This window comes from Kitasatospora sp. NPDC088779, assembly GCF_040685395.1.
GTDB lineage: Bacteria > Actinomycetota > Actinomycetes > Streptomycetales > Streptomycetaceae > Kitasatospora.
Genome location: NZ_JBFBHW010000018.1, coordinates 26,581 through 44,444, shown reverse-complemented (window position 1 = coordinate 44,444; position 17,864 = coordinate 26,581). Strand labels below are relative to the sequence as shown.

Sequence of the window (17,864 nt, the reverse complement as noted above, 5' to 3'; positions counted from 1 at the left end):
CCCGGTTTTTGCTGTCCCGGCTGTGACGATCAACGCCTCATTCGAGACCCCCACCATAATTTTGAGACATCCATGTCTCACATGACCTACACTCGATTCATGGCCACCGATCGCGACACCGTCCTGGAAGCCGCCGTCGGCGTGCTCTCCCGCCGCCCGACCGCCCACCTGGACGAGATCGCGCGCGCCGCCGGGATCAGCCGCGCCACCCTGCACCGGCTCTTCCCCGGGCGCGAGGCCCTGATCCGCGAGGTCGGCCTGCTCGGCCTGCGCCGGTTCGCCGCCGCCCTGGACACCGCCGCCGTCGAGGACGGCGACGCCGAGGCCGCGCTGCGCCGCCTGGTCGACGCCGCCGTCCCGGACGCCACGCTCTGCGCCTTCCTGGCCGGCGAGAACCAGCTCTACGACGACGACAGCGTCAACGACCTCTGGGAACTCCAGATCGTTCGACTGCACGCGCTCTTCCTGCGCGGCCAGCAGCAGGGCACGTTCCGCATCGAGCTGAGCGCCGCCTGGCTGAGCGAGGCCTTCTTCGACCTGGTGGCCGGCGTCGGCTGGGCCATCCAGGACGGCCGCCTCGCCCCGCGCGACGCCGCCTTCTCGCTCGCCGAGCTGTTCCTCGGCGGCGCGCTGCGCCGACCGGACGCCGCCACTCCCCCGCCCACAGCACCTTCGGCCCGCACACCGGAAACCGATATCCCATGAGCAAGCGAAGCGAACGAATCATCAGCGGGTGCGCATTGCGCGAAGCGCCTGCCGAGCGAAGCGAGGCGGGCGCATGAGCAGTACCGTTTCTGCCAGCCCCCGTCAGCGCTGGACCGGCCTCGCCGTCCTCGTCCTGGCCGTCACCGTGGTCGCCCTCGACGCGACCGTCCTCTCCCTCGCCATCCCCTCCATCAGCGAGACGCTGGAGCCCAGCGGCACCCAGCTGCTCTGGATCGGCGACTCCTACTCGTTCGTCCTGGCCGGCCTGCTGGTCAGCATGGGCTCGCTCAGCGACCGGATCGGCCGCAAGAAGCTGCTGCTGATCGGCGCGGCCGCCTTCGGCGCGGCCTCGCTGCTCGCCGCCTACGCGCCCAGCGCCGGCTGGCTGATCCTGGCCCGCGCGCTGCTCGGCGTCGCCGGCGCGACGATCATGCCCTCGACCCTGTCGCTGATCCGCGGCCTCTTCCCGGACGACCGGGAGCGGGCCACCGCGATCGGCATCTGGGGCGCGGCCGCCACCGCCGGCGCCGCGCTCGGGCCGGTGGTCGGCGGGGTGCTGCTGGAGCACTTCTGGTGGGGTTCGGTGTTCCTGCTGAACATCCCGATCCTGCTCCTGCTGCTGGTGCTCGGCGCCTGGCTGCTGCCGGAGTCCAAGGACCCGAACCCGGGCCGCTGGGACGTGCTGAGCGTCGCCCTGTCGATGGCCGGGGTGATCGGCACGGTCTACGCGATCAAGGAGGCCGCCGCGCACGGCGTGGCGCGCTGGGACGTCCCGGTCGCCTTCGTGCTGGGCGTCACCGCGCTGACCGTCTTCGTCCGCCGCCAGCTGCGGCTGGAGACCCCGCTGCTGGACGTGCGGCTGTTCCGCGACCGGCGGTTCACCGCCGCCGTGCTGGCCTCGCTGATCGCCCTGATCGGCCTGTCCGGGGTGGTCTTCGTGACCTCGCAGTACCTCCAGCTGGTCCGCGGCTACGAGCCGCTGCGGGCCGGCCTGGCCGAGCTGCCGGCCTTCGTCGGCGCCGTCGTCGGCGGTCTGCTGACGGCCCGGCTGGTGCGGCGCACCGGCGCCCGGGCGGCGCTGACCGGCTGCCTGCTCGCCATGGGCCTCGGCGTGGGCGTGCTCGGCTGGCTCCAGCAGGACACCACCTACCTGTTGCTGGCCACCTCCTTCCTGCTGGTCGGGACGGCGGAGGGCGTGGTCTACACGCTCGGCGCCGACCTGGTGCTGAGCGCCTCACCCGCCGACAAGGCCGGCGCGGCCTCGGCGGTCTCGGAGACCGCGTACGAGCTGGGCACCGCACTCGGCATCGCGCTGGTCGGCTCGGTGGTCGGCTCGATCTACGCCGGCGGGCTCGTCGTCCCGGCCGGGACGGACCCGGCGGCCGCGGCGCGGGCCGGCGAGTCGCTGGGCGCGGCTGTCGAGACGGCGCACGGACTGCCGCAGGGCGTCGCGGAGCCGCTGCTGGCGAGCGCCCGGGAGTCCTTCACGCACGGCATGAACAGTGCCGGCCTGCTGGCCGCCGTCCTGCTGATCGGCGCGGCCGCGATGGCCTGGCGGCTGCTGCGGGGCCTGGACGCCCCGACCAGCGCGGCCACCCCGGTCACTGCGGTCGAGGCGCCCGCTCCGGAGAAGCCGGAGAAGCCGGAGAAGGTCGACGCGTAAGCACGCCCGACTCCCCTGCCACCGGCGGGAACGGCCACGGCCGTTCCCGCCGGTGGCGTATCGCGGGCCGGGCGGCTGGAACCGGGGCGGCCAGGCCCAGAAACATGCGATGTTCAAATGTCTGATGTTTGTATAGGCTGCCTCCATGAACCGCATCAGTACACCGCGCAGGACGGCAAGCCTGTCCGCGCAGCTCGTGGACAGCCTCCGCTCGCACATCGAGGCGGGCGGCTGGCCGGTGGGGACGCGGATCCCGCCGGAGCAGGTCCTCGTCGAGGAGCTCGGGGTCGGACGCAGCACGCTGCGCGAGGCGATCGGCGCGCTCGTGCACCTCGGCCTGCTGGAACCCCGGGCCGGGGACGGCACCTACGTCCGCGCGTCGAGCGAGCTCCAGTCGGTCATGGTGCGGCGGGCGAGTTCCGCCCGGCGGGACAACGTCCTCGAACTGCGCACCGTCCTCGAGGAGTACGCCTCGGGGGCCGCCGCCCTGCGGCGCAGCGAGGACCAGCTGCACCAGCTCAGGGAGCTGCTGACCGACGCCGACGCGGCCTGCGCCGGCGAGGACAGGTCCGCGGCCATGAGTGTCGACGCGCTGTTCCACCGGGCCGTCGTCCGGGCGAGCGGGAACGACCTCCTGATCGAGGTCTACGACTACCTCGGCACGGCCCTCACCTCCGCCCTGGGAGGCCTGCCCTGGGACGCCACCGCCGCCGAGGAGCACGCCGACCTGCACCGGCGACTCGTCGACGCGATCGAGGCCCAGGACGAGAACGGCGCCCGCACCGCGGCGGCGGCGATCGTCCGGCTCACCCACGACCACGGGGTCCAGGCACCAGCCGCGACGGAGGAGCGATGAGCCGTAGCTGTCCTCGGCACCGCCATGGCGGGCGCCGGATACGGTGCGGGGCAGGACCGCCACGTACGGAGTCCCCGCACGCCGACGAGCGCTCAACTCACTTCCACCGAACGGGCCTTCGGCGAAAAATGAAGACCGCCAACCCCTTGCACAGGCCTTCGAGGCCGTAGAGGAGAACACCGATGTCCGTCTTACCGCCCCCGGCCGACGACCTCGACGCACGCACCGCCCAGCGCACCGCCCACCTGTACGCGACGGATCCGCAGTTCCGTGCCGCCGCACCCCTGGACGCCGTCAGCGAGGCGATCCGGCGGCCGGGCCTCCCGCTCGCCGACCTCGTGGCCACGGTGATGGAAGGGTACGCGGACCGCCCCGCCCTGGGCGAGCGCGCCGCCGAGCCGGTGACCGACCCGGACACCGGCCGCACCACCCTGCGCCTCCTGGACCGGTTCGACACCGTCACCTACGGCGAACTGTGGGAACGCGTCGGCGCGGTGGCCTCCGAGTGGCGCCACCACCCCGACCACGCCGTGGGCCCGGGCGACTTCGTCGCCGTCCTCGGCTCCACCAGCCCCGAGTACGCCGTGCTGGATCTGGCCTGCGTCCGCTCCGGCGCGGTGAGCGTCCCCCTCCAGGCCGGCGCCTCGGCGGAACACCTGGCCCCCGTCGTCGCGCAGACCGGACCACGCCTGCTGGCGGTGGACGTGGCGCACCTGGACGTCGCGCTCCAGATCGCGGCGGACGCCCCGTCACTGGGCAGGATCGTCGTGCTCGGCCACCGCCCGGAGGTCACCGACCACCAGGAGGCGCTGGACGCCGCGCGCGGACGGCTGGCGACCCAGGGCCGGGGCGTCACCCTGGACACGCTGGCCTCGGTCATCGAGCGGGGCAGGAGCCTGCCACCGCTCCCCCGGGTCCCCGAGGGCTCGACGGCCGACACGCTCAGCGCGCTGATCTACACCTCGGGGAGCACTGGCACCCCCAAGGGCGCCGTGTACACCGAGCGTCTCGTCAAGAACTTCTGGATCGACTTCGTGCCCGGCCAGGGGACGCAGCCGTCCATCGTGCTCAACTACCTGCCCCTGAGCCACATGATGGGACGGGGCGTGCTGTTCGGCACGCTCGCCAAGGGGGGCACCGCCCACTTCGTGGCGTCGAGCGACCTGTCGACCCTCTTCGTGGACCTCTCCCTGGTCCGGCCCACCGAGTTCATCCTGGTGCCCCGCATCTGCGACATGCTCTTCCAGCGCTACCGGAGCGAGTCGGCCCGCCGGAACGAGCCGGACGAGGTCGGGGGCGACACCGCCGGGCAGGCGGACCGCGCGAAGGAGGAGCTGCGGGAGAAGACCCTGGGCGGCCGCCTCCTGTGGGCCACCTACGGCTCGGCCCCGATGAGCGCGGAGCTGGCGGCGTTCCTGGAGAGCTGCCTGCAGATCAGGGTGTTCAACGGCTACGGGTCGACGGAAGCCGGGCTGGTCTCGCTCGACGGCCGGGTGCTGCGCCCGCCGGTGACCGACCACCGGCTGGCGGACGTGCCCGAGCTGGGGTACTTCCGCACCGATTCCCCGCACCCCAGGGGCGAACTCCTGGTCAAGTCGGAACGCCTCGTTCCCGGCTACTTCCAGCAGCCGGACGCCACCGCCCAGGTCTTCGACGAGGACGGCTTCTACCGCACGGGCGACATCGTGGCCCTCACCGGCCCCGACGAGTTCGTCTACGTCGACCGCCGCTCCAACGTCCTCAAACTGTCGCAGGGCGAGTTCGTGGCCACCTCCCGGCTGGAAGCCCTCTTCACCGACAGTCCGCTCGTCCGGCAGGTCTTCGTGTACGGCAACAGCGCTCGCGCCTACCTGCTCGCGGTCATCGTGCCCACCCAGGAGGCGCTCGACCTCGCCGCCGAGGACGGTCCGCGTCTCAGGTCGCTCCTGCGCGAGTCCCTACACCGCCTCGCCACCGAGGCGGGCCTCAACTCGTACGAGATCCCACGGGACTTCCTCATCGAGACCGAGCCGTTCAGCCAGCAGAACGGGTTGCTCTCCGGCGTGCGCAAGCTGCTGCGCCCCGCGCTGGCGAAGCGCTACGGCGAGCGCCTCGAAGCCCTGTACGCCGAGCTGACCGAGCGCGAGAGCGACGAACTCCGGGCACTGCGCCAGGTCGGCCCGTCCCGGCCCGTACCGGAGACCGTGTGCCAGGCCGCCCGCGCGCTGCTCGGACACCGGCAGGACGACGTCCACCCCGGGACGCGCTTCCTCGAACTCGGCGGCGACAGCCTCTCCGCGCTGTCGTTCTCCCAACTGCTCAAGGAGGTCTATCGCGTCGACGTCCCCGTCGACGTCGTCATCAACCCGGTCAACACGCTCCAGCGGGTGGCCGACCACATCGAGAACGCCCTCGCGTCGGGCGACCGGCGCCCGACCGCCGACCAGGTCCACGGACCGGGCGCGACGCGGCTCGTGGCGGGCGACCTGACACTGGACGCGTTCCTCGACACGGGGACCCCGACGCGGACCGGCAGGCCGAGGGGCCCGCTGCCCGAGACGCGGACCGTCCTGCTGACCGGCGCCAACGGCTACCTGGGCCGCTTCCTGTGCCTCGAATGGCTGGAGCGCGTCGCGCAGCGCGGCGGCACACTGGTCTGCGTGGTCCGCGGCGCCACCGACGAGTCGGCCCGGGCGCGGCTCGACGCGGCCTTCGACAGCGGCGACCCGGAGCTCCTCCGGCGCTACCACGGCCTGGCCGCCGAGCACCTGGAGGTGGTCGCCGGCGACGTCGGGGAGAGCGACCTCGGGCTCGACCGGGAGACCTGGCAGCGGCTGGCCGACACCGTGGACCTGATCGTCCACCCGGCGGCACTCGTCAACCACGTCCTGCCCTACGACCAGTTGTTCGGCCCCAACGTGCTGGGCACGGCCGAACTGATCAGGCTCGCGGTCACCTCCAGGGCCAAACAGTTCACCTACCTGTCGACGGTCGCCGTCGTCTTCGATTCCGAGGCCGCGGCCGACGAGGACGCGGACATCCGCACGGCCTGCGGGACGCGCGACCTCGGCAGCGGCTACGCGAACGGCTACGCGGCCAGCAAGTGGGCGGGCGAGGTGCTGCTGCGCGAGGCGCACGACACGTTCGGCCTCCCGGTCGCCGTGTTCCGCTCGAACCTGATCCTCGCCCACCCGCGCTACCGGGGGCAGCTGAACGTCCCGGACGTGTTCACCCGCCTCCTGCTGAGCCTGCTGGCGACCGGCATCGCCCCCGGCAGCTTCTACGCCCGGGGCACCGGTGACGTCGACGGGCACTACGACGCGCTGCCCGTGGACTTCACCGCGCAGGCCGTCGCCGCGCTGGGCGACGACACCCGGGAGGGGTACCGGACCTTCAACATCGTGAACCCGCACGAGGACGGAATCTCCCTCGACACCTTCGTCGACTGGCTGGTGGCGGCCGGACACCCCCTGACGCGCATCGACGACTACGACGAGTGGCTCGACCGCTTCGAGAGCTCCATGCGCGCTCTGCCCGACCGCCAGCGGCAGCACTCGCTGCTCCCCCTGCTGCACGCCTTCTCCACGCCGTCGGAGCCGCTGCCCGGATCCGCCCTGCCGGCGGACCGGTTCCGCGCGGCGGTCCGGGCCGCCGCCCTCAACGAGGAGAACGACATCCCGCACCTGTCGCAGGACCTGATCACCAAGTACGTGGCAGACCTCCGGGCGCAGCACCTGCTGTAGCCGGTCCGCCCTCCTCCTCCGCACCCACCTCCGCACCCGCTGGCGGGAACGGCCACGGCCGTTCCCGCCGGTGGCTTCACCGTGCTGGTGTCCGCCCCCGCGCTGTCCGTCGTGGCGTGCACCCTGCTCGGGCTGGGCGGCGGCGCGTGCCTCGTCCTCGCGCTGACCTTCCGGAGCGAACGCGCCGGCAGCTCCGGCGAAGCCGCCGCGTCGGCCGGCAAGACGCAGTCCATCGGCTACCTCGTGGCGGCGGCCGGGCCCCTCCTCCTCGGGATCCTGCACGACACCACGGGCAACTGGACGCTTCCGCTCACGGTCCCGGCCGTCCTCGGCATCGCCATGGCGGCTGCCGGATACGGCGCGGGGCAGGACCGTCACGGGTGCCTTCCTCGGCCTCGCTGACGTCACCGTCACCGTCACCGTCACCGCACGCAGCCCCGTCCGTCACGCCTCTCGCACGTTCACCGCTCTCGCGTGTTCACCGCCCGAGGAGTTCAGCGAAGCGGTCCAGCGCACGGTCGGTGCGCCGGCGGTCGCCGGTGGTCGTGAGGTCGAACAGCAGACCCCGGATGACGGCCATGACCAACGTGGGCGTGACGGTGTCGTCAGGGCCGGTGGAGACGTCCCGGAAGGTGGCGCCGAGAGTGTCGAACCAGTCCGTGATCGCCTCGGCCTGGCCGGGGTAGTTCTCGGGGTGGACCAGGCCATCGGCGTGCACCTCGAAGAACAGCCGGACGAACGGCGCGCGTTCGTCCGCGCTCATCCACACCCAGATGCCCCGCAGCCGCTCCTGCACGGAGCCCTTCATCGGCGCGGGGTGCCCGGCCAGACGTACCGCGCCCCGGCGACGGGCCTCGGCGAGGACCGCCGCGACCAACTCCTGCTTGCTGCCGAAGTCGTAGAGCAGCATCCGTGGACTGGTGTCGAGGGCTGCGGCCAGTGGTCGCAGGCTCAGTCCGGCCAGGCCGTGCGCCAGCACGTAGTCGGTCGCCCGAGCCAGCGTGCGCTCGCGACGGGCGGGGTCGGCGGGTCGCCCCACGGTGGATCTCCCTTCGGCGCATCGGAGTTGAAACGGCATTGGCGATTATATGGTACGACTGTTTCAATAACGAGGGGAGACCACATGCACACCGTCGACCGAGCGCTCGTCCTGGGCCCCGGAAGTCACGTCGGCACGGCCTGGACAGCCGGACTGGCCTACGGATTGCGCCGCAACGGCGTGGATCTGGGCGAGGCCGACCTGATCGTCGGCACGTCAGCCGGCTCGATCGTCGGAACGCTGCTCGCCACCGGACAGGACCCGGGGCGGCTCGCTTCCTCCGCTCGCCAGGCCGCTCACCGGGTCAAGCCTGACCCCGAGCGGATGGGCGCGGTGTTCGCCGTACTCGGCGACCGCGGCTTGGAACCCGGCGAGGCGAGGCGTCGCGTCGGCCGCCTCGCGCTCGACGGCACCGACCCCCGAGCCGAGGAGGCGCTGATCGCGGGGCGCGCCGCCCTGATCGGTGCGGACGCGTGGCCGGAGCGACGACTGCTGATCGCCGCCGTCTGTGCCACCACCGGTGAGCCCGTGGTGTGGGACCGCGACAGCGGCGTGCCGCTGGTGCACGCGGTGGCGGCGAGCAGCGCCTTCCCCGGAGCCGCACCGCCCGTCGCCATCGACGGCCGGCGGTACATGGACGGTGCGCTGCGCGCAGGCCCCAACGCCGATCTCGCCGCTGGAGCCCGCACGCTGGTCGTGGTCGAGCCGATGGCCCACCTGTTCCCCCGGGAACCGCTCAACCAGCAGCTGGCGGCAGTGGGGGCGGACGCCGTGGTGACCATCGGCCCCGATCCGGCCTCGGTGCGCGCTTTCGGCTCGGACACGGGCGACCTGGCGGCCTGGGAACCGGCCTACCAGGCGGGCCTCCGCCAGGCCGGCGACGTCGAGGCGCAACTCCGCACCATGTGGAGGGCGGAAGTCGACGCGGGCTGAGCGCCGATCAGGTCGGCGCGATCACCAGCATCTGCCTGCCTGACTTCCGGGGTAGCCCTATGACACCTGACAGTTCATCATCGGGCCCGAAGGGAATTCCAGTCATGACCGACCGCGTAGACCTGTCCGGCGCTTCCTGGATCACATCCTCGTACTCCAACAACGGTGGCAACTGCGTGGAGGTCGCCACCGACGTCCCCAACCTCGCTCCCGTCCGCGACTCCAAGGACCCCGAGGGTCCTGCCCTCGTCTTCCCCGCCGACACCTGGTCATCGTTCATCGCCACGATCCGGACCGGCGAGTTCGGCGAGGTCTGACGCGCACCTTGTCCGAGCCCCACTGCCCACGGCGGGCAGTGGCGATCGCGCATCGCCGCCGATGACACCGTTCCAGGCAGGGCCCCGCCCTGGAGAAGCCGGACGGGGCCGTCCGGTTACGGTCAGCCGATGGTGGCCGACCACCGGCCCCGGGACAGGTGGATCGCGCCGTCCGGGGTGACGACGGCGCGGCAGCCGTAGAGCGGCAGGCCGCCTTCGACCTCCCGCCAGTTCCGGATGGATTCGAGTTCCGACCACAGGCGACGGGGGCCGCTCTGGTGGACGGTCGGCGGCTCGAACTTCGTTGCCTCGGCCCGTGCCCACGACCCGTCCGGATGGGCGAGCCAGGCCGTACGGCCCTCGGGGGTCTCCTCGAAGTCGACTTCGATGCCCGGGATGCTGATCGTGAGCATCGACCAGACTTCCCAGTTGTTGCGGATGTCGGTGACCGGGTACCGGAAGAGCTTGACGTTCTCCCCGTCGGCTTCGCGGGCGGTCTCGAACAGCTCGTCCAGGCCGGGCGGGTAGGCGGAGCCGTGGCGCGTGGTCATGAAGCCCGCCCAGTCGCGCTCGATCACTCCGGTCGCTCCGCCGTCCGGGGTCTTCCAGGCCGTCAGGATCAGCGCCGTGTCCGCGATGGTGGTGACGAGCCGTCCTCCGCGCCGAAGCGCCTGGAGCCACGAGACCGGAACGGGGCGGGCGGACACGGTGGCCACGATCCGGTCGTAGTCACCCGGGAGGGCGTCGGTGGCGTCCTGAGTGACGAAGTGGGGGCTCAGCCCCATGCCTGCGAGGCGGTCCCGCGCGGCGTCGACCAGGTACCCGTCGATGTCCACGCTCGTCACGCGGTCCGAACCGAGCCGCGTGGCGGCAATGGCGGTCAACCCGCCCGCGCCGGTGCCGATGTCCAGCAGGTCGTGCTCGGCGGCGATCCGGCCGTGCCGCAGCATCTTGACCACGAGCGGCGTGAGCGTGGCCGACGACGTGGGCAGCCCGGTCGGGCGGTCATCCGGCTTCGCATGGTCCGCGTGCAACCCGCCCACGCTGGTCACCAGGGACTCGTTCCCGTAGGCCTGCTGGAGCCACAAGTCCGGGTTCGCTTCCCCTACCTGAAGCTGCCAAGTGCCGTCCTCGACAGGCTCCCACCACCTGGGGACCAGTTCGTGCCGGGGGATGCCAGCCACCGGGTTCCGCCATCGGGAGTCCGGATCGGTCGCCCGAGCGGCCAGATCGGCGGCCCGTCCTTGCCATGGGATGTTTGTCATGCCTCGGGAGCCTTTCAGAACTTCGGCGCGCACGCCTCGGTGTTGGCGGGGTTGCAGTCGTTGCTGTCGTTCGGCGGACAGCCACCGAGCGACACGGGGACGAGCTCGTACTTCGGCGCGCACGCCTCCGTGTTGGCCGGGTTGCAGTCGTTGGAGTCATTCGGCGGACAACCCATGGCGGCCTTGCGCGGGATGCTCGCGGTGATCTCCGCCCACCGGGGGCCGGTGAGGACGCTCCGGAGCCCGCCCGGATCCTGCACGTTGCCGGTCGGCAGAAACCTTCCGAGCACACACGGGACAACGGCGCCGTCGGGGAGAACGGCCAGCCGCCCCAGCGCGCACCTACCGCACAGGGCATCCATGGTCGGCGCAGTACCGCCGCTGCCTCGTCCAACCGCGCGTGCGTTGTCCAGGGTGACGGTTTCGACGCCCAGCGCCCGCAGCTCGTCCACGGCCAGCTTCTCCAGCTGCCCGTCGTGACAGCGGACGACGCCGGCCCGGATCGGAATACCGAGGCGGACGGCCTTGACGATGTTGGTCCGAGTCTTCTCGTGGGAGCCCGGCTTGTTCGTCACCTTGTCGTGCTCCCCGGAGTTGACGGAGTAGTACGAGGTGGCCAGCCGGACGCCCGGCTTCGAGAAGACCGCCCAACCCTTGTCCGTGACGTGAAAGAGGTTGGAGAAGACCTCGACGCCGAGTCCGTGACTCAGCGCGTGGTCGACGAGGTCCGCCCAGCCCGGAAAGGTCGTGGGCTCTCCGCCGATCAGCTGGACGACCTTGACGCCAAGTTCGGCGCACTCACCGATCACCGCCTTCCAGTCGTCCAGGGTCATCGCGCCGTGCGGCACGGTCGGGCCGGAGTCACTGAGACAGTGCCCGCACGACATCTGACACTTGTCGGTCAGCTCCAGCTCTACGGTGCCGGGCACGTCCAGCGCCAACGTCATGATGGTGTTCACGTTGTGCTCCCTTCCAGTTCGGTGGTGCGGATGGGCTGGTTCAAACTGGCTGCCCGCCCCGGGCAGCCGGCTGACTGGGCAACGGTTCACTGTCCCTGGGGCAGGGGTTCCGACCAGGGGAGATCTGGGCTCCACTGACCGGTGATTGAGGCGGCCGCTCCCCGTCGGCGGAGTGGCCGACGGGGAGCGGTGTGGCTCGGCGAGGGTCTGGCGCCAACGTGCCCTCGGAGCCGGCCGGCAGGGGAGGTAGGCCTGCCGGCGCCCGTCCGTGATTGCCTGTCACGGACGGGCGTTGAACCCCGCCACCGCGCGGGATGAGCACTCGCGGCGCGGTGGCGGGAGCTTGTCGGTCCGGTTCGCGGTTCGGCCGACAGCGGCGCGGCAGCCGTTGACCACAGCGGTGAAGCCGCCGGCCGCCAACGAGCTGACGTGCAGCCCGGCGAGCAGCATCTCCCCCGAGGTCACGCCGGCTCCGGGAACATCGGCCGACGCTGCGGGCTGCTCCCCGTACCCGGCGCGATCTCCCTGGGGTCGCACCGTCGCAGCTGATCGGGCCTGGTCGTCCACTCGCACCCCCCGCCGAGCGGCCTCAGGAAGGCCGCCCCGCAGAGGATCTCCATGAAGACCCCCTCCTTCGGCTTGCCGTCGTCGTCTCGGTGCTTCAGGTCCCGCACCACCTCGTTGCGGACGAAGTCGGGCAGCGCGGATTTCGGGTTTTCGGGCATGGGGTCTCCGTAGCGCTTCGCTCTTGGCGTGTCACTTGGTGTAGCCATGGTGGCGCGACAGCCTCTACGATCGGAAGGGTTCTCCACTTGACGAAATCCCCTGTGGGATAAGGAATGCAACGGAGGTCTGATCATGCGCGAGACCGAGCTGGACCCGTCCGCATCACCCCTCAAGGCCTTCGGCGCACAACTCCGCAGGCTGCGCAAGGCGGCGGGGCTCACACAGACCGACCTCGGGGCGATGACGAACTTGAGTGACAGTCAGATCTCCAACCTCGAACGAGGGACACGCAGTCCCACACTCGACTGGGTCGTACAAGCCGACCGGGCCCTTGGTGCCGGTGGAACACTAGAACTGACGTACTGGAGTCTCAGCGGCTCATCGTTGCTGGAAGGGTTTCCCGAGTACGCCCAGCAAGAAGCGAAGGCCCTGAGCATCAACCACTTCGAACTGGGCATCGTGCCTGGCCTGGCGCAGACAATGGAGTACGCCGCAGCCTTCGCCTCGGCCGCCGTGCGGCGCGGCAGCGTCACCGAGGAGCAGGCTGCGGATCGGCTCGACTTCCTTGCCACGCGCCAGAAGCTACTTGCCCGGCAGCCTGCGCCCCGGCTCCACTTCGTCCTGGACGAGGGCGCCCTTCTACGACCGGTGGGCGGGCGCAAGGTCATGGCTCGGCAGCTTGCGCACCTTGAAGACCTCGCCACTCGTCCGAACATCACGATCCAAGTGGCGCCGCTTTCTCTTGCAGAAGAGCTGCCGTTCACCATGATGGTCACGCTGCTGACCCTGGCGGATCGAAAACTCCTGGCATACTCGGAGTGCCAGTTGCGCGGCTTCCTCTCGCGGGACGCCGAGACTGCTCAAGCCTGGGAGCGGGACTGCCACCAGCTCCAGGTTGAAGCGCTCTCGAAGGCTGCGTCACTGGAGCTGATCCGAAAGTGCAAGGCGTGAGAGGAACGTCATGATCACTCCTGTAGACCTATCCGACGCCGCGTGGGTCAAGGCCAGTTACAGCAACAATGGCGGGTCTTGCGTTGAGGTGGCCCCCGGCTTCCCGGGTGTACTGCCCGTCCGTGACTCCAAGGACCCCGAGGGTCCTGCCCTCGTCTTCCCCGCCGAGGCCTGGTCGTCGTTCGTCGCCGCCGTCCAAGCCGGCGAGTTCGGCGAGGTCTGACGCGCACAACTCTCGCGAGCCCCACCACCCTCAGCGGGTGGTGGGGTTCGCGCGTTCTTGGCGGTGACAGTGTTTCAACTGCGTTCACCGAATGCTCTTGCGCGGTCTTGTGCACCGTGCGGGCGGCGACGTTGGATGTACACCATCCGCTGACCGTCGCGTTCACGTCATACCCTCACGGAGCCCCAATGCCGCTGTCGTCCCTCCGCAAGGCCGCCGCCGCCTGCGCTGCCGCCGCCTGCGCTGCCGCCGCCGTGCTCGGCGCGCTCGCCACCGCCCCCGCCACGGCCGCCACCGGCGCCACGACCGAGAGCGCCCCGGTCACCGCGCCCGCGCTGGACGTCCTCACGTACAACACGTTCCTGATGAGCACGACCCTCTACCCCAACTGGGGCCAGGAGCACCGGGCGCAGGCGATCGCCTCGGCGGACTTCTTCCAGGGCCACGACGTGGTCGTCCTGGAGGAGGCCTTCGACAACGCGGCCTCCGACGCCCTGACCGCCAAGGCCTCGGCCGCCTACCCGTACCACACCCCGGTCGTCGGCCGCTCCACCAGCGGCTGGGACGCGACCTCCGGCAGCTACAGCTCCACCACCCCCGAGGACGGCGGCGTGACGCTGCTCAGCAAGTGGCCGATCCTGCGCAAGGAGCAGTACGTCTACAAGGACGCCTGCGGCTCGGACTACTTCTCGAACAAGGGCTTCGTCTACGCCGTCCTGAACGTGAACGGCCAGCGCACCCACGTGGTCGGCACCCACCTGCAGTCCACCGACTCGGGCTGCTCCAACGGCCAGCCGGCCGCCATCCGGGCCAAGCAGCTCACGGCCATGCGCGGCTTCCTGGACGCCAAGCAGATCCCGGCGAACGAGCCGATCCTGCTCGCCGGTGACCTCAACATCGACTCGCACGGCTCCGAGTACCAGTCCCTGCTGGACAACGCCAACCTGGCGCCGGCCTCCGCCCGCACGGGCTGGCCGTACTCCTTCGACACCGCCGACAACTCCATCGCCGCCTACCGCTACCCGGGCGAGCCCAAGGAGGACCTGGACTACGTGCTCTACCGGGCCGACCACGCCCGCCCGCAGCAGTACACCAACCAGGTCCTGCGCACGCACAGCGCGCCGTGGACGGTGAGCAGTTGGGGCAAGAGCTACACCTACACCGACCTCTCCGACCACTACCCGCTCGCCGCGCACTGACCGGGGAAGCGCACTGACCAGGGACTGACCCGCGGGGAACTAAGCAGCCCCGAACGGCAGTTCCAGCTCGGCCCAGACCACCTTGCCGTCCCTGGTCAGCCGGCTGCCCCAGCGCTGGGCCAGCTCGCTGACCAGGAACATGCCGCGCCCGCCCTCGTCCTGCTCGGCGAAGGGGCGCAGCTGCGGGGCCGCCCCGCCGGCGTCGGAGACCTCCAGGGTGAGCACCCGGTCGCGGAACAGCCGCAGCCGCCGCGGGGCGTCGGCGTGCAGCAGGGCGTTCGTGACCAGCTCGCTGACCAGCAGCTCGGCGTAGTCGGAGAGGGCGGTCAGGCCCCAGGCGTCCAGGGTGGCGCGGGTGAAGCGGCGGGCCTTGCCGGGCAGCCGGCCGCCGCCGGTGAGCGGGAGGGTGGCGATCCGGTCGGCGGGCAGCGGCAGCACCCGCGCCATGATCATCGCGATGTCGTCCTCGGTGCCGTCGGTGACCAGTGCGCCGAGGACGGCGTCGCAGTTCTCCTCCAGGGTCCGGCCGGGCCCGGCGAGGGTGTCGGCCAGCAGGTCGATGCCGTCGTCGAGGTCCTGGCCGCGCCGCTCGACCAGGCCGTCGGTGTAGAGGGTGACCATGCCGCCCTCGGGCAGGGTGAACTCGATCGACTCGAAGGCCACCCCGCCGACGCCCAGCGGCACGCCGGGCGGCACCTCGACCCTGCTGGCGGTGCCGTCGGGGGCGACCCAGATCGGCGGCAGGTGGCCGGCCGAGGCGACCTGGACGGTGCGCTCCAGCGGGTCGTATACCGCGCAGATGCAGGTGGCGAACTGGCCCTCGCCGATGCCCGAGGCGGTCTCGTCCAGGCGTGTGAGGACCTGCTCGGGCGGCATGTCGAGGGTGGCGAGCGTGCGGGCGACGGTGCGCAGCTGGCCCATGGTGGCGGCGGCCCGGATGCCGTGGCCCATCACGTCGCCGACCACCAGGGCGACCCGGCCGCAGGACAGCGGCACGACGTCGAACCAGTCGCCGCCGACCTCGCTGACCACACTGCTGGGCAGGTAGCGGTAGGCGATCTCCAGGCCCAGGGTGCGGTGGATCTCCTGTGGCAGCAGGCTGCGCTGGAGGGTGAGCGCCGTCTCCCGCTCGCGCCGGTAGAGCCGGGCGTTGTCGATGGCCAGCGCGGTGCGGGCGACCAGTTCCTCGGCGAGCGCCACGTCGGCGTCGCTGAACGGCTCGGAGTTGCGCATCCGGATGAACTCGGAGCCGCCGAGCACCATGCCCCGGGCGGTGAGCGGCACCATCAGGTACGAGTGGATGCCCGCCGCGATGCCGGGCTCGACCCGGTCCTCGCTGGCGACCAGGCCGCGCAGCACCTCGGCGTCCACGTGGGCGCGCAGCAGGGGGCGTCCGCTGCGCAGGCACTGGGTGTAGCTGCGGTCGGGGGCGTACTCGGAGGTCTCGCCGACGGTGTCCACGGCGTGCGCGAGGCCCGACTCGTAGGACTCGCCGACGGCGACGGCACGCAGGGTGACCGTCCGGTCGGAGGGGATGGGGGTGGGTTCGGCGCCGCGCAGCACCGGTTCCAGCAGGTCGACGGTGGCGAAGTCGGCGAACCGGGGGACGACGGCCTCGATCAGCTCCTCCGCGGTGCGCTGGAGGTCGAGGGTGGTGCCGATCCGGGCCGTCGCCTCCGCGATGGTGGCGAGCCGCTCCTGGGCGCGGGCGGCGCGGGCCTCGGCCTGGAAGCGCTCGGTGACGTCGATGATCGAGGAACAGACGCCGAAGACCCGGCCGGTGGAGTCCTCCAGCCGGAAGTAGGAGGCGGACCAGGCGCGGTCGCGCTTGGGGTCCCCGGGCACCCGGCCGTGGGAGCGGGCGTCCACCACGGGCTTGCCGCTCCTGAGCACCTGCCTCATGGTCTGCTCGATCTCGACGCTGTTGATGCCGGGCAGCACCGCGGGTATCCGGCGGCCGAGGTGGGCGGCGACGGGGACGCCGTTCATCCGGGCGAGCGCCTCGTTGAGCCGGACGTAGCGCAGCTCGGTGTCGTACACGGCCATGCCGATCGGTGAGCGGTCGAAGACGCCGTCGAGGACGGCGAGGTCGGCCTCGACCGCCTGGAGGGCGCGGATGTCGGAGGCGGTGGCGAGCAGCAGCAGGGTGCCGGCCGGGCCGGCGATCGGGTAGGTGCGGAACTCCAGGTCGACCTTGTGGCCGTCGCGGTGGCGGACGGGGAAGACGCCGGACCAGCCGGTGGAGCCGCCCATGATGTGGGAGAACAGGGACAGCACCTCGGGGCGGTCGGTGCCGTCGGTGAGCAGCTGGGCGGCGTAGCTGCCGACGGCCTCCTCGGCGGAGTAGCCGAGCAGCGCCTCGGCGTCCTCGCTCCAGTGCAGGATCAGGCCGTCGCCCTGGAGCAGGGCCGTCGCGAGCGGGACGAGTCGGTGGCCTTCGGGGCGTACGGGGGTGCCGCCCGGTGCGGGGCCGGCGGCGGAGGTCACGTCCCACTCGTTTCCGTGCATGATCAGGCAGCACCCCGGTTCGGCTCGTGCCCGGCCGGGGGCCTCACGGTCCGTGTCGGCCGGGATTCTTCTCCAGACTGCACGGACATCGGCCGCCCGGCGACCCCTTGGTCAGGGGTCGTCCGGTCGCTCCGGTAGTACGGGAGTCATGGGCGTACCGGCCGCAGCGTACTCTCCAGAACGCCGGTCCACTGCCGGATCACCCCGGATCGTCGGACGCTGTCGTCGGTGAGCAGGTTGGCCAGGCCCAGCCCGCGGGCGAGGTCGAGGGTGGCCTGCACGGACTCGCGCACGCCGGGGCGGGTCTCGTCGGCGTCCAGGAACTCGACGGCGGCCCGGTGGGCCTCCCGGCCGACGTGCCCCTCCAGGGCGATGATCCGCTCGCGCAGCGGCTCCTCGGTGGCGGCGGCCGTCCACAGGTGCAGGGCGGCGCGGAACAGGGGACCGGTGTAGAGGCGCACGATCATGTCGACGACGGCCCGGGTGCGGTCGGGGCCGGCGGCCGGCAGCTCGTCCGTGTGGGCGCGGACGGCGGCCAGCCGCTCGGCGGTGACGTGTTCGACGGCCGCGGTGAACAGGTCCTCGCGGGTCGGGAAGTGGTGCTGGGCGGCACCCCGGGACACTCCGGCGCGCTCGGCGACCACCGTGACGGTGGAGCCGTGCCAGCCGAGCTCGGCCAGGCAGTTCACGGCCGCCGCGAGCAGCCGGGCCCGGGTGGCGCGGCTGCGGTCCTGCTGGGGGGTGCGGACGGCGGGGTGGCTGGTCATGGCTGGCGGCGGTTCCTGTTCCGGTGGGGGC

17 protein-coding genes are annotated in these 17,864 nt (G+C 71.7%); 10 read left to right on the top strand and 7 right to left on the bottom strand.

Going from position 1 to position 17,864, the window contains the following annotated elements; genetic code table 11:
- The first annotated feature begins 99 nt into the window (after positions 1–99).
- The 5 genes from AB0P03_RS19035 (at position 100) to AB0P03_RS19015 (ending at position 7,348) form a co-directional block, all read left to right on the top strand.
- Positions 100–705 (top strand): helix-turn-helix domain-containing protein, encoded by a 606-nt coding sequence (locus tag AB0P03_RS19035; RefSeq protein WP_363584673.1) that lies wholly within the window; start codon positions 100–102, stop codon positions 703–705.
- A 73-nt stretch (positions 706–778) separates the two neighbouring features.
- On the top strand, positions 779–2,368 hold the full coding sequence (locus AB0P03_RS19030) for an MFS transporter (protein ID WP_363584671.1): 1,590 nt from the start codon (positions 779–781) through the stop codon (positions 2,366–2,368).
- A gap of 145 nt (positions 2,369–2,513) precedes the next feature.
- The gene (locus AB0P03_RS19025) at positions 2,514–3,224 is read left to right on the top strand and encodes an FCD domain-containing protein (RefSeq protein WP_363584669.1); all 711 of its coding nucleotides are present in this window, start codon (positions 2,514–2,516) and stop codon (positions 3,222–3,224) included.
- A 182-nt stretch (positions 3,225–3,406) separates the two neighbouring features.
- The gene (gene car, locus AB0P03_RS19020) at positions 3,407–6,946 is read left to right on the top strand and encodes a carboxylic acid reductase (RefSeq protein ID WP_363629787.1); all 3,540 of its coding nucleotides are present in this window, start codon (positions 3,407–3,409) and stop codon (positions 6,944–6,946) included.
- Positions 6,947–7,027: 81 nt separating this feature from the next.
- Positions 7,028–7,348, top strand: coding sequence for a hypothetical protein (locus AB0P03_RS19015; protein WP_363629786.1), 321 nt, complete (start codon positions 7,028–7,030; stop codon positions 7,346–7,348).
- A 76-nt stretch (positions 7,349–7,424) separates the two neighbouring features.
- Here the strand turns inward: AB0P03_RS19015 and AB0P03_RS19010 are convergent, their stop codons facing one another.
- Positions 7,425–7,985 carry a TetR/AcrR family transcriptional regulator gene (locus AB0P03_RS19010; RefSeq protein ID WP_363629784.1) on the bottom strand — a complete coding sequence of 187 codons (561 nt, stop codon included), beginning with the start codon at positions 7,983–7,985 and terminating at the stop codon, positions 7,425–7,427.
- Positions 7,986–8,069: 84 nt separating this feature from the next.
- On the opposite strand from AB0P03_RS19010, the gene AB0P03_RS19005 reads away from it, so the two are divergent.
- Positions 8,070–8,918: a patatin-like phospholipase family protein gene (locus tag AB0P03_RS19005; protein WP_363629782.1), complete on the top strand. Its 849-nt coding sequence runs from the start codon at positions 8,070–8,072 to the stop codon at positions 8,916–8,918.
- Positions 8,919–9,022: 104 nt separating this feature from the next.
- Positions 9,023–9,235, top strand: a complete 213-nt coding sequence (locus AB0P03_RS19000; protein WP_363584659.1) for a DUF397 domain-containing protein — start codon at positions 9,023–9,025, stop codon at positions 9,233–9,235.
- 122 nt (positions 9,236–9,357) lie between these two features.
- On the opposite strand, the gene AB0P03_RS18995 is transcribed toward AB0P03_RS19000, so the two are convergent.
- From AB0P03_RS18995 to AB0P03_RS18980, 4 genes are all read right to left on the bottom strand, one after another.
- Positions 9,358–10,323: a methyltransferase domain-containing protein gene (locus AB0P03_RS18995; RefSeq protein ID WP_363629780.1), complete on the bottom strand. Its 966-nt coding sequence runs from the start codon at positions 10,321–10,323 to the stop codon at positions 9,358–9,360.
- Positions 10,324–10,514: 191 nt separating this feature from the next.
- A complete protein-coding gene (locus AB0P03_RS18990) occupies positions 10,515–11,459 on the bottom strand; it encodes a radical SAM protein (RefSeq protein WP_363629778.1) in 945 nt (314 codons plus the stop codon).
- A gap of 279 nt (positions 11,460–11,738) precedes the next feature.
- Positions 11,739–11,924 (bottom strand): hypothetical protein, encoded by a 186-nt coding sequence (locus tag AB0P03_RS18985; protein ID WP_363629777.1) that lies wholly within the window; start codon positions 11,922–11,924, stop codon positions 11,739–11,741.
- Entirely contained in the window at positions 11,921–12,184 is a 264-nt protein-coding gene (locus AB0P03_RS18980; RefSeq protein ID WP_363584647.1) for a hypothetical protein, read from the bottom strand. Before AB0P03_RS18980 ends, AB0P03_RS18985 begins: the two co-directional genes overlap by 4 nt.
- 133 nt (positions 12,185–12,317) lie before the next feature.
- Between AB0P03_RS18980 and AB0P03_RS18975 the strand changes: the two genes are divergently transcribed.
- The 3 genes from AB0P03_RS18975 to sph all read left to right on the top strand — a co-directional run bounded on the left by AB0P03_RS18975 (position 12,318) and on the right by sph (position 14,558).
- Entirely contained in the window at positions 12,318–13,136 is an 819-nt protein-coding gene (locus AB0P03_RS18975) for a helix-turn-helix transcriptional regulator (RefSeq protein ID WP_363629775.1), read from the top strand.
- Between the two features lie 10 nt (positions 13,137–13,146).
- Positions 13,147–13,359, top strand: coding sequence for a DUF397 domain-containing protein (locus AB0P03_RS18970; protein WP_363584643.1), 213 nt, complete (start codon positions 13,147–13,149; stop codon positions 13,357–13,359).
- Positions 13,360–13,547: 188 nt separating this feature from the next.
- Positions 13,548–14,558, top strand: coding sequence for a sphingomyelin phosphodiesterase (gene sph / locus AB0P03_RS18965; protein WP_363629773.1), 1,011 nt, complete (start codon positions 13,548–13,550; stop codon positions 14,556–14,558).
- Between the two features lie 39 nt (positions 14,559–14,597).
- On the opposite strand, the gene AB0P03_RS18960 is transcribed toward sph, so the two are convergent.
- Together AB0P03_RS18960 and AB0P03_RS18955 are read right to left on the bottom strand one after the other, a co-directional pair.
- Positions 14,598–17,066, bottom strand: a complete 2,469-nt coding sequence (locus AB0P03_RS18960) for a SpoIIE family protein phosphatase (protein ID WP_363584639.1) — start codon at positions 17,064–17,066, stop codon at positions 14,598–14,600.
- 146 nt (positions 17,067–17,212) lie between these two features.
- A complete protein-coding gene (locus AB0P03_RS18955) occupies positions 17,213–17,833 on the bottom strand; it encodes a TetR/AcrR family transcriptional regulator (protein WP_363584637.1) in 621 nt (206 codons plus the stop codon).
- Positions 17,834–17,864 lie beyond the last annotated feature (31 nt).